Origin of the sequence: Micromonospora sp. NPDC000442, from assembly GCF_042898635.1 — a bacterium.
In the GTDB taxonomy this organism is placed as follows: domain Bacteria; phylum Actinomycetota; class Actinomycetes; order Mycobacteriales; family Micromonosporaceae; genus Micromonospora.
The window spans coordinates 194,509-208,036 of record NZ_JBIAYZ010000010.1; the positions used below are offsets into that span (position 1 = coordinate 194,509).

Here is a 13,528-nt window from a genome sequence, read left to right on the forward strand (position 1 = left end):
GAAGGGAAGGTGCTCCGGTGTCAGAGCGCGGGCAGGCGGGGCTCCACCCAGCCGGTCTCGGTCAGATGGTGCAGGACCCGCTGTACCGCCTCGTCGACGGTGAGATCGGTGGTGTCCAGCACCAGATCCGCGTCGGTCGGCTCCTCGTACGGGTCGTCGATGCCGGTCATCCCGGTGAGCAGCCCCGCTCGGGCCCGGGCGTACAGGCCCTTGCGGTCGCGTTTCTCGCAGACCTCGAGCGGAGTGGCGACGTGCACCAGCACGAACCCCGCGCCCGCCGCCACGGCCATCTCCCGGGCGGTCGCCCGGGCCTGGGCGTACGGGGCGATCGGGCAGCAGATGCTGATCCCGTGGTGCCGGGCGATCTCGGCGGCGACCCACCCGATCCGACGCACGTTGGTGTCCCGGTCGGCCCTGCTGAAGCCCAGCCCGGCGGTCAGCTCGCGACGTACCACGTCGCCGTCGAGCAGCGTGACCGTACGCTCGCCCTCCTCGCGCAGCGCGTCGGCGAGCCCACGGGCGACCGTCGACTTGCCGGAACCGGAGAGCCCGGTCAGGAACACCACCAGGCCGCGGTGCCGCCGGGGCGGTCGGGCCCGGCTCAGCTCCTTCGCCACCGCCGGAGGGGTGTGCCACTCGGGCAGCGGGAAACCCCGGTCCAGCAGGTCTTCGATCTCCGCCTGGCTCAACGCCAGCCGCCGGTTGCGGGGCGGGATGTCATCGCGCCAGCGCCACTGGCCGTCCCGGTTGTCGTAGGCCAGTTCGCGGGGCACCAGCACCCGCAGCCCGGCCCCGGAGAGCATCTCGCCGGTGGAGAGCAGGTGGGTGACGCCGTACGCGGCGGAGACCCGGGCCAGCAGCAGGGCGTCACTGATCTCGTCGCGTCGCCGGGAGAACGGCACGGCGACCAGGGTCGCCGGAGGCATCCGGTCCCGGGCGGCGAACACGCTGCGGACCAGCGCCTCCGGTGGTAGTCCACCGGTGCCGTCCTCGCCCACCGGGATCATGATCAGCAGATGGGCGCTCAGGGTGCGTACGGCGTGCGCGATCTGCGCCAGCTGCGGCCGGTGCAGCGGCCGGTCGGCGACCACCCCGAGCACCCGGCCGGGCGGCAGCAACGCGCGAATCTCCTCGGGCGTACGCCGCAGCCGCTGGAACGGACCGTGAGCGCCGTTGCCCAGCCGGCGCACGGTGCCGCCGACCCCGGCCACCCCGTCGCGGATCGTCCAGGCGTCGGCCACCTCCAGGGCCGCCATCGGTGCGCCCTCGCTGTCGGTGAGCACCAGCGTCCGGCGGCCCGGGTCGGCGAGGTCGAGCTGCTGAACCAACGTCGCGGGCACCTGGAGAGGGACGGCGACCGGCCACGGGGCGTCGTCGACGAGCCGGCCTCGGCGGCTGACCGAGACCAGATCGGCCCGGGTCATGAACCCGGCCAATGGCGCGTACGCACCGATCAACAGCAGCTCGAGATCCGCGAGTTCACCGGGACGCGGCGTGTACGTCGGTGCTTCCCGCAGCACCTCGTCGGGCAGCACCCACCCGTTGCTCATCAGACCCCCAACTCCGGCGACCGGCACACAGTTTCGCAGCCGGTCGCCGATCGGTCGAGAGCGCCACCACGCCCGCCGGGCCACTGCTGTCGACGGCGTCACCTGCCGACCCGCGAACCGGCTGCGTGCAGCGGCGGCAACCGGGCTGGCGGCACCCTGCTGCGGGCCGCTGTGGACCCGCCGCTTCGCGACGTCGTACGCGCCCGACCGCTCAGCCCAGCGCGGCCGCCCCGAACGAGACCGCGAACCGCTTGCACCAGATGGAAACACTTGTCAGGTCCGACAGCTCGACATCGCCCGGGATCGCGTAACCCTGGTCGCCGCGGTTGCCCTTGAGCCGCCCCAACTCGACCCAGCGGCCGTCGTCGAACACGTGCCACCCGTCCCGGCCCTCGATCACCGGCTGGTCGGTCAGCCACACCCGCAGGTCCGGGCCGTTGGAGGTGTCCAGACCGACCAACTCCAGCCGGTGCTGCCCGTCGGCGGTGCGCACGATCCGCGCGCTCCCGGAGGTGTCGTGCTCGTGGCTGATGAAGTCACCGGAGCTGACTAGGGTCGCCGTCGCGGCGTCGGGGCCTGCCGGGGAAGCCGGCGTGGCGGAGTTGGTCGGCGTGGCGGAACTGGCCGGTGCGGCGGAGCTCGCCGGGGTGGCGACCGTGGTCAGCCGCTCGGCCACCTCGGCGTCGGTCAGCAGCTTCCATGGCTGGAACCAGTACAGGCCGAAGGCCGAACCGGCGGCCAGCACGGTGATCGCGATCCACGTCAGCGGGGTACGGAACAGGCGGCGACTGAGCATGTCCCAGTCTGTCGCGGATGATCGCACCGTGTCAGCCGCGCAAATCTTACGAACTGCGAACCGACTTGCCGGGGCGCGGTGGCCGATCTCCCTAGGGGGCGTGGGCGCACCGGTATCAGGGGAAACGGGGGTTGCTTCCGGAGCGCGGCGCATTGTCCGACACCTCTAGGCTGACGACGTGACACTGATCGCAACCGAGTCGTTGACGAAGGTCTACGGCGGCGGGGTCACCGCACTGTCCGATCTGACGGTCGCGGTGGAACCAGGGATCGTCGGTCTGGTCGGCGCCAACGGCGCCGGCAAGTCGACCCTGATCAAGCTGCTGCTCGGCCTGCTCACTCCCACCCGAGGCCGGATACAGGTGCTGGGCCTCGACCCGACCGCCGACACGGCGGCGGTGCGGGCCCGGGTCGGCTACATGCCCGAGCACGACTGCCTGCCGCCCGACCTTTCCGCCGCCGAACTGGTCACCCATCTGGGGCGGATCAGCGGCCTACCGCGCACGGTCGCCCGGGAACGGGCCTCCGAGGCGCTGCGCCACGTGGGCCTGCACGAGGAGCGCCACCGGCCGGTGGGCGGCTACTCCACCGGCATGAAGCAGCGGGTCAAGCTCGCTCAGGCGCTGGTGCACGATCCCGACCTGCTGCTGCTCGACGAGCCCACCAACGGCCTCGACCCGGCCGGCCGGGACGCGATGCTCGCTCTGGTGCAGCGGATCGGCACCGAGTTCGGCATCTCCGTACTGGTCTGCTCGCACCTGCTCGGTGAGGTCGAGCGGATCTGCGACACCCTGGTCGCCATCGAGGGTGGCCGGCTGCTGCGGGCCGACCACATAGCCGCCATGACCTCGGCCACCGACGTGCTCGCGGTCGAGGTCAGCGAGGGCACCGAGGCGCTGGCCGCCCGGCTGGCCGCGCTCGACCTGCCGGTGGGCCGGGAGGGAAGGCTGCTGCTGGTGCCGCTGGCCGACGAGCGCACCTACGACCAGATCCTCGGTGCGGTGGCCGAACTGGACCTGCCCCTGCACCGGCTGGACCAGCGCCGGCACCGGGTGGCCGAACTCTTCGCCCGGAGGGAGCACAGCCATGCCTGAGCCGACCGGCGTCATCCATGACATCGGCTACCAGCGCTACACCGGTCCTCGGCTCGGTCGCCGGCACGTCTTCGGCGCGCTGTACCTGCACGGGGTGCGGACCACCTTCGGGTTGGGCCGCAGCGCCAAAGCCAAGATCTTTCCCTGGCTGGTGGTCGGCATCGTGCTGATGGTGGCCGCTGCGGTCACCGCGATCCGCAGCCAGATCGGCGAAGTGATCATGACGTATGCCCAGTTCGCCGACGCGATGAGCTGGCTGGTCATCTTCTTCGTCGCGGTGGCCGCGCCCGAGCTGGTCTCCCGGGACATGCGCAGCGGTGTTCTGCCGCTGTACTTCTCCCGGCCCCTGCCGCACGCCGACTACCCGCTGGCCAAGCTGCTTGCCCTGGTCACCGCGCTCTTCCTGCTGCTCGGCGCGCCGCAACTGCTGATGTTCCTCGGCGGTGCCTTCACCGCCGACGGCATGGGCGCGGTCTGGGACGAACTGCTCGACCTGCTGCCGGGGCTGCTCTACGCCGGACTGTGGGCGGTGGTCTTCGCCTCGGTCGGCCTGCTGATCGCCTCGATGACCGGAAAGCGCGCCTTCGCCGCCGGTGGAATCGTCGCCGTGTTCCTGATGACCACGCCCATCGTCGGCATCCTGTCGGTCCTGCCCTCGCAGGCGGCGAACCAGCTCGCCGGCATCGCCTCGCCGCCCACCCTGGTGCAGGGCGTCGGCCTCTGGACGATGCGCGACCTACTGGTCACCGAATCCAACAGCGCCGACCTCGACCTCGGGGCCTTCGGCCCGGTGTACGCGCTGGTCGCCGTCGCGCTCGTGGCGGGCTGCGTCGCCCTGCTGCTGGCCCGCTACAAGAAGGTGGCCGCACGATGACCACGACGAGTACCGCCGCACCGGCGGCCACCGCCACCACCAGCACCCTCGACCTCGCCGGGGTCTCCCGCTGGTACGGCAACGTGGTCGCGGTCAACGACGTGAGCATGAGCCTCGGGCCCGGGGTGACCGGGCTGCTCGGTCCCAACGGGGCGGGCAAGACGACCCTGCTGCACATGATGGCCGGCTTCCTCACCCCGTCCCGGGGGCAGGTGACCCTGGACGGCCGGCCCACCTGGCGCAACCCGGAGGTCTACCGCCTACTCGGCCTGGTCAGCGAGCGGGAGGCGGTGCACAGCTTCCTCACCGCGTACGAGTTCGTGCTGGCCACCGCGAAGCTGCACAAACTGCCGGATCCGCAGGCCGCCGCCCGCCGCGCCATCGACCTGGTGGAGATGGCCGACGCCCAGGACCGCCGCATCGGCACGTACTCCAAGGGCATGCGGCAGCGCACCCGGGTGGCGGCGGCGCTGGTGCACGACCCGCAGGTGCTGCTGCTGGACGAGCCGTTCAACGGCATGGACCCGCGCCAGCGGTTGCACATGATGGAGTTGCTGCACTCCCTCGGCGACGCGGGCCGGACGATTCTGTTCAGCTCGCACATCCTGGAGGAGGTCGAGCAGGTCTCCGGCACGGTCCAGGTGATGGTCGCCGGCCGCCTCGCCGCCTCCGGCGACTTCCGGACCATCCGGCGGCTGATGACCAACCGGCCGCACGTCTTCGCCATCCGCTCCACCGACGACCGGGCGCTGGCCGTCGCGTTGATGGCCGAGACGTCGGTCAGCGGGGTCGAGTTGGGGCGGGACGGCCTGACCGTACGCGCCGGTGACTACGGCGCCTTCACCCGGATGCTGCCGAAGGTCGCCCTGGCCCGGGGCATACGGGTCCAGCAACTGGTGCCCGAGGACGAGTCCCTGGAGAGCGTCTTCTCCTACCTGGTGGAGGCCTGATGTCCACTGTCTCCTGGATCACCGTGCGCGGCCTGTTCGGCCGTCGCCGGTTCCTGCTGCTGCTTCCGCTGCCGGTACTGCTGGTGGGGCTGGCCGTGCTCTCCCGAGGGCTCGGGGTGGCACCCGCCGACTGGGGGCCGCCGGTGCTCGTCGGTCTCGGTTTGGCCGTGGTGCTGCCGGTGGTCGCCCTGATCGTCGGCACCGGCGTGCTCGGGGCCGAGATCGATGACGGCACCGTGGTGCACGTGCTCACCACGCCACTGCCACGCTGGCAGATCGTCCTGCCGAAGCTGGCCGTCGCGGCCGGGGCCACCGCGGTCACCGTCGCGGTCCCGCTGTTCGCGGCGGGCCTGCTGGCCGACTCGGTACGTCTCGGCGTGGCACTCGCCGTCGCCGCGTCGGTCGGTGCGCTGGCCTACACCGCGCTGTTCGTGGCGGCCAGCCTGCTCACCCGGCGACCGGTACTGCTCGGTCTGGTCTACGTGCTGATCTGGGAAGGGCTGCTCAGCAACGTGGTCACCGGCACCCGGGTGCTGTCGATCCAGCACTACGTGATCGCCCTGGCCGACCGGCTAGCCCCGACCAACCTGCTCAGCACCACGGTCTCCGTGTCGGTGGCGGCAGTGATGACCTCGCTCATCATCATCGGCGCCACCTTCCTCTCCATCGACCGCCTACGTTCCTTCTCGGTAGCCGGCGAAACCAGCTGACCCACCTGTGGGCGGGCGTCGGGAGGCAGCACTTTCGGGGGAAGTGCTGCCTCCCCGGCTGTTGAGGCGGCACTTCCCCCGATGTCGCACAAGTCTCTCGGGTTGCGCGGGGCTTGCGCGTTGCGTGAGGGCTTGCGTGGGTCAGAAGGCGCAGGCGATTACCAGTTCCGGGGTGCGGTCGGGTAGCAGGTCGAGCTTGTTGATGCGGCCGGCGGCGCGCAGGTCGTCGATGACCAGCGTGAGCTGGTCGAGCAGCGCGGCCGGGCCGAGCGCCTCGGCCAGCGGCACCTCCGCCTTCATCGACAGCTTCCGCTCCGACTTGGCCCGGCGGACCTGCCCGAGCGCGTCGCCGGCGAGCCGCAGCAGGTGCGGGTCGCCGTCACCCTGGATCGCCCGGCCCACCTCGTACGTGGTCGGCCACGGCGCGCGGTGCACCGAACCGTACCGCCACCACGACCAGACCTCCTCGGTCGCGTACGGCAGTACCGGTGCGAACAGCCGCAACTGCACCGACAGCGCGGTGGCCAGCGCCGCCCGGGCCGAGTCGGCCCCGGCCCCGCTGCCGTAGGCGCGTTCCTTCACCAGCTCGATGTAGTCGTCGCAGAACCGCCAGAAGAACGACTCGGTGGCCTGGAGTGCCGCCGTGTGGTCGTACCCCTCGAAGGCCGTTGTCGCGGTGGCCACCACCTCGGACAGCTCGGCGAGCATGGCGCGGTCGAGTGGCGTGGTCGCGGGTGCCCGCAGCGCGTCGGCGGCGCCCAACCCGAGCGCGAACTTCGACGCGTTTAGCAGCTTGGTGGCCAACCGCCGGCCGATCCGGATCTGGGCCGGGTCGAAGGCCAGGTCGGTGCCGGGTTTGCCGCTGGCCGCCCAGTACCGCACCGCGTCCGAGCCGTGCTGCTCCAGCAGCGCCATCGGGGTCACCACGTTCCCCTTGGACTTCGACATCTTCTTGCGGTCCGGATCGAGGATCCAGCCGGACAGCTCCGCCGTCCGCCAGGGCAGCGCGCCGTGCTCCAGGTGTGACCGGACCACGGTGGCGAACAGCCAGGTGCGGATGATGTCGTGCCCCTGCGGGCGCAGATCCATCGGGAAGACCCGCCGGTACAGATCCGGGTCCCGTTCCCAGCCGCCGACGATCTGCGGGGTCAGCGACGAGGTGGCCCAGGTGTCCAGCACGTCCGGGTCGCCGATGAAACCGCCCGGCACGCCGCGCTGCGACTCGTCGTACCCCGGCGGGGCGTCCTCGGACGGGTCGATCGGCAGCGCGGACTCATCCGGCGTGAGAGCCTGGGCCCAGTCCGGTTCGCCAGCGTCGTCGAGCCGGTACCACACCGGCACCGGCACCCCGAAGTAGCGCTGCCGGCTGACCAGCCAGTCGCCGGTGAGGCCGCTCACCCAGTGCTCGTAGCGGTGCCGCATGTGCTCCGGCACCCAGCGCAACTCCCGGCCATGCGCCAGCAGTTCCTCCCGCAGGTCGGTGTCGCGGCCACCGTTGCGCAGATACCACTGCCGGGTCGAGACGATCTCCAGAGGCCGGTCGCCCCGCTCGTAGAACTTCACCGGGTGGCTGATCGGGCGCGGCTCGCCGACCAGGTCATCCGCCTCGGTCAGCTGTTCCACGACCGTTCGCCGGGCGCCGTTCACGGTCTGCCCGGCCAGCGCCGCGTACGGCTGCGGGGGCACACCGGCCGGTGGCTCCGGCAACAGCCGGCCGTCCCGGCCGATCACCACCCGGGTGTCCAGGGCCAGTTCCCGCCACCAGGTCACGTCGGTCAGGTCACCGAAGGTGCAGACCATCGCGATGCCGGTGCCCTTGGCCGGGTCCGCCAGCGGGTGCGCGCGCACCGGCACCTGCACCCCGAACACGGGCGTACGCACAGCCGTGCCGACCAGGTCCGCGTACCGCTCGTCGTCGGGGTGGCAGACCAGCGCGACGCAGGCCGGCAGCAGCTCCGGCCGGGTGGTGTCGATAAGCACCGCCCGCCCGCCGGGCGCGTGGAAGCGCAACCGGTGGTACGCGCCGGAGCGTTCCCGGTCCTCCAGTTCGGCCTGCGCAACGGCGGTGGCGAAACCGACGTCCCAGAGTGTCGGCGCCTCGGCCTGGTACGCCTCACCCCGGGCCAGGTTGCGCAGGAACGCCCGCTGGGAGGCGGCCCGGGCCACCGACCCGATGGTGGTGTACATCAACGACCAGTCCACCGACAGTCCGAGCCGCCGCCACAGTGCCTCGAAGACCTGCTCGTCGGCGACGGTCAACCGTTCGCACAGCTCGATGAAGTTGCGCCGGGAGATCGGGGTCGGGTTCTTCCGGGCGGCGTCGTCCACGGGGTCGGTCGGCGGTGCCCAGTCCGGGTCGTACGGCAGCGAAGGGTCACAGCGCACCCCGTAGACGTTCTGCACCCGGCGCTCGGTGGGCAGGCCGTTGTCGTCCCAGCCGATCGGGTAGAAGACCGTCCGGCCGCGCATCCGCTGGAACCGGGCGATCAGGTCGGTGTGCGTGTACGAGAAGACGTGCCCCATGTGCAGCTCGCCCGATACGGTCGGCGGCGGGGTATCGATCGCGTATACGTCCGACCGCTGCCTGGTGCGGTCGAACGCGTACGTGCCCTCCTCCTGCCAGCGGCGCGACCAGGTCTCCTCGAGCCCGTCCAGATGAGGACGCTCGGGGACGCCGGTGCGGGCCGTCCTCGCCGTATCAGTCATTCGCCGATCGTAGGCACCGGGACCGTGGTGGGCACGCCATTACCTGATCACGAAAGGGTCAGAGCAGCGAGTCGCGCCACTGACGGTGCAGGTCAGCGTACCGACCGCCGCCGACGATCAGCTCGGCCGGCGGCCCGTCCTCGACGATCCGGCCCCGGTCGAGGATCAGTACCCGGTCGGCGGTCTCCACCGTGGAGAGCCGGTGCGCGATCACCAGCGCGGTCCGGTCCCGCAGGATGCTGCCGAGCGCGTGCTGCACCAGACGTTCGGTCGGTACGTCAAGCGACGAGGTGGCCTCGTCGAGAATCAGCACCGCCGGGTCGGCCAGGAAGGCCCGCGCGAAGGCGACCAGCTGGCGCTGCCCGGCGGAGAGCCGGCCACCGCGCCGGTGCACCTGTGTGGCGTACCCGTCGGGCAGCGCCGAGATGAAATCGTGCGCGCCGATCGCCTGGGCGGCGGCCTCGACGGCGTCGTCGTCGGCGTCCGGGCGACCGAACCGGATGTTGTCCGCGACGGTGCCGCCGTACAGGTGGGTCTCCTGGGTGACAAGCACCATCGCCCGGCGCAGGTCCGCGTCAGCCACCTCGCGCAGGTCCACACCGCCCAGCGTGACCGTGCCGGTGTCCGGGTCGTGGAACCGGGCGAGCAGCTTGGCGACGGTGGACTTGCCGGCGCCGGTCGGCCCGATCAGGGCCACGGTCTGCCCGGCGGGAATGGTGAGGTCCAGCCCGGTGAGGATCGGCGAGTCCGGTCGGTACCCGAACGACACCGCGTGGAAGCGGACCGCGCCGCGGGCCGGGCCGTCGGGCAGCGGCACGGGCCGGACCGGTTCGGCGACCGCGGGCCGCTCGTCGAGCACCCCGGCGAGCTTCTCAAGCGCCGCCGTGGCCGACTGGAGCGAGTTGTAGAACTGGCTCAGCTCCTGCATCGGCTCGAAGAACCGGCGCAGGTAGAGCAGGAAGGCCGCGAGCACACCGACCCCGGTGTCGCCGCCCAGCACCCGGGCGCCGCCGTAGCAGAGCACCGCCGCGACCGTGACGTTGCCGATCAGCTTGATGCCCGGCGAGTACGTCGCGATCAGATGGAAGGCGTGCCGGCTGGACCGACGGTAGTCGTCGTTGACCGAGTCGAAGATGTGTTGGTTGCGTGCCTGGCGGCGGTACGCCTGAACTGCCCGGATGCCCCGCATCGACTCGACGAAATGAACGATGACCAGCGCCATCGCCTCCCGGGTGCGCCGGTACGCGGAGGCCGAGGCACGGGCGAACCAGCGGGACAACCAGAACAGCAGCGGGAAGGCGAGCAGGGTCACCGAGGCCAGTGGCAGGTCCAGCCAGAGCAGGATGCCGGCCACCGAGATGATCGTCAGAGCGGCCATCACCAGGCTCTCCACACCCCCGTCGACCAGCTCGGCGATCGAGTCGATGTCGCTGGTCAGACGCGAGATCATCCGCCCTGACGTGTACCGCTCGTGGAAGGCCACCGGCAGGTGCAGGAAGTGTGCGTACACCCGGCGGCGCAGGTCGAGCAGGACGGCCTGGCCGATGCGGGCGGAGATGGTGAGGAAACCACGCCGGGCCGCGTACTCGACGCCGGCCGCGGCGGCGAACGACACGGCCACGGTGATCAGCGGGCCGGGCTCGCCGGCCCGGAGCGGCTCGATCGCCCGGTCGATGCCGAGCATGACCAGGTACGGCCCGGACATGGCCGCGGCGTTCTGGGTCAACAGCAGCGCGACCGCCGTGCCCAGCCGGGCCCGGTGCGGGCGCAGCACGTCCGCCAGCAGCGCCCGGCTGCGGGCCCGGAGCCGGGCCACCGCTGCCGGATCGGTGTCCTCGGCGAGGCTTCGGTCGGCGTTCGGGTCAGGTGCCACCCCCCGCCAGTGGGCCGGATCCGTCCCGGGCGGTGGATCCGGCACGGCCGACGCGGCGGTCACGAGAGCACCAGGGGAGAGCCGCCAGGCGCCGGATCGGTCGACGTCGGTGTTCCGGCGATCGACGCCGCGGCCGGCTCGGCGGAGAGCAGCCCGCGGTACGTGGGCACGCCGGCGAGCAGTTCGGTGTGGGTGCCGACAGCGGTGATCCGGCCGTGTTCCAGCAACGCCACCCGGTCGGCCAGGGCGATGGTGGAGGGACGGTGCACCACCAGCAGCGCGGTGGTGTTCCGCAGCACCCGCTTGAGGGCCGACTCCACCAATGCCTCGGTGTGCACGTCGAGCGCGGAGAGCGGGTCGTCGAGAACGAGTACGGCCGGTCGGATCAGCACCGCCCGGGCCAGGGCGAGTCGTTGCCGCTGGCCGCCGGAGAGCGACAGGCCCTGCTCCCCGAGCCGGGTACGCAGCCCCCGCGGCAGGTCGTACGCGAACTCGGCCTGAGCCAGCGCCAGGGCGGACCGGACCTCATCCTCGCCGGCGTCGGGTCGGCCCAGGGTGAGGTTCTCCCACACCGACATGGAGAACAGCGTCGGCTCCTCGAAGGCGACCCCGACCAGGCCGCGCAGTGAAGCCAGCCGCAGGTCGCGCAGGTCGTGCCCGTCCAGGGTGATGCGGCCGGCGCTGACCTCGTGCAGCCGGGGTACCAGGGACAACAGGGTGCTCTTGCCGCTGCCGGTGGCACCGACCACCGCGAGGGTCTCGCCGGGCTCGACGGTGAGATCGAGGCCCCGCAACACTGGGGCGGCGCCACCCGGATAGCGGAATCCCACCCCCTCGAAGCGGAGCCGACCACGCACCGTCGAGCGAGCCAGGGCGACGGCGACCGGAGGGTCCACGATGGTGGGCCGGGTGTCCAGCACCTCCTGGATCCGGTCGGCGGCGGTGGCCGCCTCCTGCCCGTTGGCGATGATCCAGCCGAGTGACTGCACCGGCCAGATCAGCATCAACTGGAGGCTGACGAAGGCCACGAGCTGACCGATGGTGAGCCGTCCGCCGGCGACCGCGGCGGCACCGGCCACCAGGACCGTGCCCAGGGTCAGGTTCGGCACCAGGTCGAGCAGCGCGGAGGTGCGGGCGAGCAACCTCCCCTTGCCGATCCCGGTGTCGTGCAACGCCTCGGTGCCGGCGGCGAAGCGGGCGGCCAGTTGCGGCCCCCGCCCGTACGCCTTCATCGTGCGTAGGCCCTGCGCGGCCTCCTCGACAAGCGTGGCCACATCGCCCTGCTGGTCCTGCATTCGGCGGGACGCGACGTGGTAGTGCCGGCCGAAGCGGCGGGCGATCAGGAACAGCGGCACCGCGCTGGCGGCCACCAGCAGGCCCAAGGCGGGGTGCAACCGGATCAGCAGCACCACCACGACCAGGTAGGTGACCATGTTGAGAATGAGGAAGAACAGGCCGAAGGAGAGGAACCGGCGCAGCACCGACAGGTCGCTGGTGATCCGGGAGAGCAGTTGGCCGGACGGCCACCGGTCGTGGAAGCTGGCCGACAGCCGTTGCAGGTGGGCGTAGACGTCGGTGCGAATCGCCGCCTCCATCGCCACCGAGGACGACGATTGCACCCACCGGCGGATGAAGATCAGCAGAGCTTCGGTCAGTCCGAGCAGCAGCGCCAGCCCGGCCAGCAGGAACAGGCCGGTCAGGTCACGCCGGGCCACCGGTCCGTCGACCACCTGCTGCGCCACCAGAGGCACGGCGATGCCGGCGCCGGTGGCGGCGAGCCCGGCCAGCATCAGCCAACCGAACTCGAACGCGTGCGGACGCAGGTAGCGGCGGAGCCGCCAGAGGTTGCGCAGGGGATGTCGACGGATCTCGCCCCGGTCGGCCGGGCCGCCGCCGCTCCCCGCAGCCACTACCCGACGGTAGCCGCATCTGGCAGCAACGCCGCTGTCGGCTTGCTGTCAGCTGCGCCGCCGCCCGCCGCCCGCCGCCCGCCGCCTTCGCCGTCTGCCGCCTCCGCCGCTCTCCGTCGTCCCCGCCGTTCGCCGTACTGCCCCTTCCCCTCGCCGTTGCTCCGCTGCTTGTGGTCCTGCTCCGGCTGGGCGCCATCATTCTCCGGCTGATTTCTGACGCTGCGTGTGCGTCACGGTTCGCCGCCCTCCTACTCCTCGCCTTTGCTCTGCTTCAACCCACGCAACGGTTACCCTCCGCGTTGGATGGCAGCTTCGTGATCGATTCGCTGCCGGTGCGTCGGCGCTGCTCAGTGGCCTGTTGCGTGGAGTGAAGCAGAGCAAAGCGCGCGGGTGGGGCACCTTCGGTCGGCGGGCGACCCGCGGGCGTTGTTGCACACCGTGATGGTTACCGACTGTGCGTTACGGGCTACCCGAGTCGTTCGTGGTCGAGGAACCAGCGTTTCACCGGCAGCCCCCAGCGGTAGCCGCCGAGCGTGCCGTCGGTACGCAGCACCCGGTGGCAGGGAACGAAAAGCGCGGCGGCATTGCGGGCGCAGGCTGCGGCGGCGGCCCGTACCGCGGTGGGACGGCCGGCCAGGGCGGCGTACTCGGTGTAGGTGACCGCTGCGCCTGGTTTGACGTCGCGCAACACCTGCCAGGCATGTGACATGAACGCCCCGCCGGTGTGCTGCTCGACCGGAACGTCGTCGATCGCGGCCAGGTCGCCGTCGAGGTAATTGGCGACGGCTGCGGTGACTGGGCCCACTTCCGGCCGGTGTCGCAGCTCGCCGCGCAGGCTCGGGTGCACGAGCGGCAGCAGGTTCGCCGGGTCCGCGGTGAACCCCGACGCCCGTACCGCGCCGTCTGGACCAACGAGAACGGCGAACGGCCCGGCGGGGGTGTCGACGACCGTGCTGTCGATCATGCTGCTGGTGGTGTTCATACTGCTCATGCGGCTCTCCAGGGTGGGATTGATGCTGCCCTGCCCGAGCGAACCCAGGCTGGGTCGGGCGGGCGGACTCGGGCG

10 protein-coding genes are annotated in these 13,528 nt (G+C 71.6%); 4 read left to right on the forward strand and 6 right to left on the reverse strand.

The window, feature by feature from the left end; translation table 11 throughout:
* Positions 1-20: 20 nt before the first annotated feature.
* A complete protein-coding gene (gene cysC / locus ACFY2A_RS18475; protein WP_387172983.1) occupies positions 21-1,550 on the reverse strand; it encodes an adenylyl-sulfate kinase in 1,530 nt (509 codons plus the stop codon).
* Between the two features lie 211 nt (positions 1,551-1,761).
* The gene (locus ACFY2A_RS18480) at positions 1,762-2,346 is read right to left on the reverse strand and encodes a DM13 domain-containing protein (RefSeq protein ID WP_387172985.1); all 585 of its coding nucleotides are present in this window, start codon (positions 2,344-2,346) and stop codon (positions 1,762-1,764) included.
* Positions 2,347-2,524: 178 nt separating this feature from the next.
* Between ACFY2A_RS18480 and ACFY2A_RS18485 the strand changes: the two genes are divergently transcribed.
* Genes ACFY2A_RS18485 through ACFY2A_RS18500 form a run of 4 tightly spaced genes read left to right on the forward strand, consistent with a single transcriptional unit; the run spans position 2,525 to position 5,973 of the window.
* Positions 2,525-3,439: an ABC transporter ATP-binding protein gene (locus ACFY2A_RS18485; protein ID WP_363922634.1), complete on the forward strand. Its 915-nt coding sequence runs from the start codon at positions 2,525-2,527 to the stop codon at positions 3,437-3,439.
* Entirely contained in the window at positions 3,432-4,313 is an 882-nt protein-coding gene (locus ACFY2A_RS18490; RefSeq protein WP_387172987.1) for an ABC transporter permease, read from the forward strand. The genes ACFY2A_RS18485 and ACFY2A_RS18490 overlap by 8 nt, the downstream gene beginning before the upstream one ends.
* Positions 4,310-5,263: an ABC transporter ATP-binding protein gene (locus ACFY2A_RS18495; protein ID WP_363922638.1), complete on the forward strand. Its 954-nt coding sequence runs from the start codon at positions 4,310-4,312 to the stop codon at positions 5,261-5,263. The genes ACFY2A_RS18490 and ACFY2A_RS18495 overlap by 4 nt, the downstream gene beginning before the upstream one ends.
* A complete protein-coding gene (locus ACFY2A_RS18500) occupies positions 5,263-5,973 on the forward strand; it encodes an ABC transporter permease subunit (RefSeq protein WP_363922640.1) in 711 nt (236 codons plus the stop codon). Before ACFY2A_RS18495 ends, ACFY2A_RS18500 begins: the two co-directional genes overlap by 1 nt.
* Before the next feature lie 141 nt (positions 5,974-6,114).
* Here ACFY2A_RS18500 and valS read toward each other — a convergent pair whose 3' ends face one another.
* The 4 genes from valS to ACFY2A_RS18520 all read right to left on the reverse strand — a co-directional run bounded on the left by valS (position 6,115) and on the right by ACFY2A_RS18520 (position 13,444).
* On the reverse strand, positions 6,115-8,679 hold the full coding sequence (gene valS, locus ACFY2A_RS18505) for a valine--tRNA ligase (protein WP_387172990.1): 2,565 nt from the start codon (positions 8,677-8,679) through the stop codon (positions 6,115-6,117).
* A 58-nt stretch (positions 8,680-8,737) separates the two neighbouring features.
* Positions 8,738-10,615, reverse strand: coding sequence for an ABC transporter ATP-binding protein (locus ACFY2A_RS18510; RefSeq protein WP_387172992.1), 1,878 nt, complete (start codon positions 10,613-10,615; stop codon positions 8,738-8,740).
* Positions 10,612-12,462, reverse strand: a complete 1,851-nt coding sequence (locus tag ACFY2A_RS18515; protein WP_387172994.1) for an ABC transporter ATP-binding protein — start codon at positions 12,460-12,462, stop codon at positions 10,612-10,614. Before ACFY2A_RS18515 ends, ACFY2A_RS18510 begins: the two co-directional genes overlap by 4 nt.
* A gap of 466 nt (positions 12,463-12,928) precedes the next feature.
* Positions 12,929-13,444 (reverse strand): methylated-DNA--[protein]-cysteine S-methyltransferase, encoded by a 516-nt coding sequence (locus tag ACFY2A_RS18520; RefSeq protein ID WP_387173087.1) that lies wholly within the window; start codon positions 13,442-13,444, stop codon positions 12,929-12,931.
* Positions 13,445-13,528: the final 84 nt, after the last annotated feature.

Coding starts and splice junctions, on each gene's coding strand:
- cysC (WP_387172983.1), bottom strand. CDS start 1,550: ATGAGCAACGGGTGGGTGCTGCCCGACGAGGTGCTGCGGGAAGCACCG.
- ACFY2A_RS18480 (WP_387172985.1), bottom strand. CDS start 2,346: ATGCTCAGTCGCCGCCTGTTCCGTACCCCGCTGACGTGGATCGCGATC.
- ACFY2A_RS18490 (WP_387172987.1), top strand. CDS start 3,432: ATGCCTGAGCCGACCGGCGTCATCCATGACATCGGCTACCAGCGCTAC.
- ACFY2A_RS18495 (WP_363922638.1), top strand. CDS start 4,310: ATGACCACGACGAGTACCGCCGCACCGGCGGCCACCGCCACCACCAGC.
- ACFY2A_RS18500 (WP_363922640.1), top strand. CDS start 5,263: ATGTCCACTGTCTCCTGGATCACCGTGCGCGGCCTGTTCGGCCGTCGC.
- valS (WP_387172990.1), bottom strand. CDS start 8,679: ATGACTGATACGGCGAGGACGGCCCGCACCGGCGTCCCCGAGCGTCCT.
- ACFY2A_RS18520 (WP_387173087.1), bottom strand. CDS start 13,444: ATGAACACCACCAGCAGCATGATCGACAGCACGGTCGTCGACACCCCC.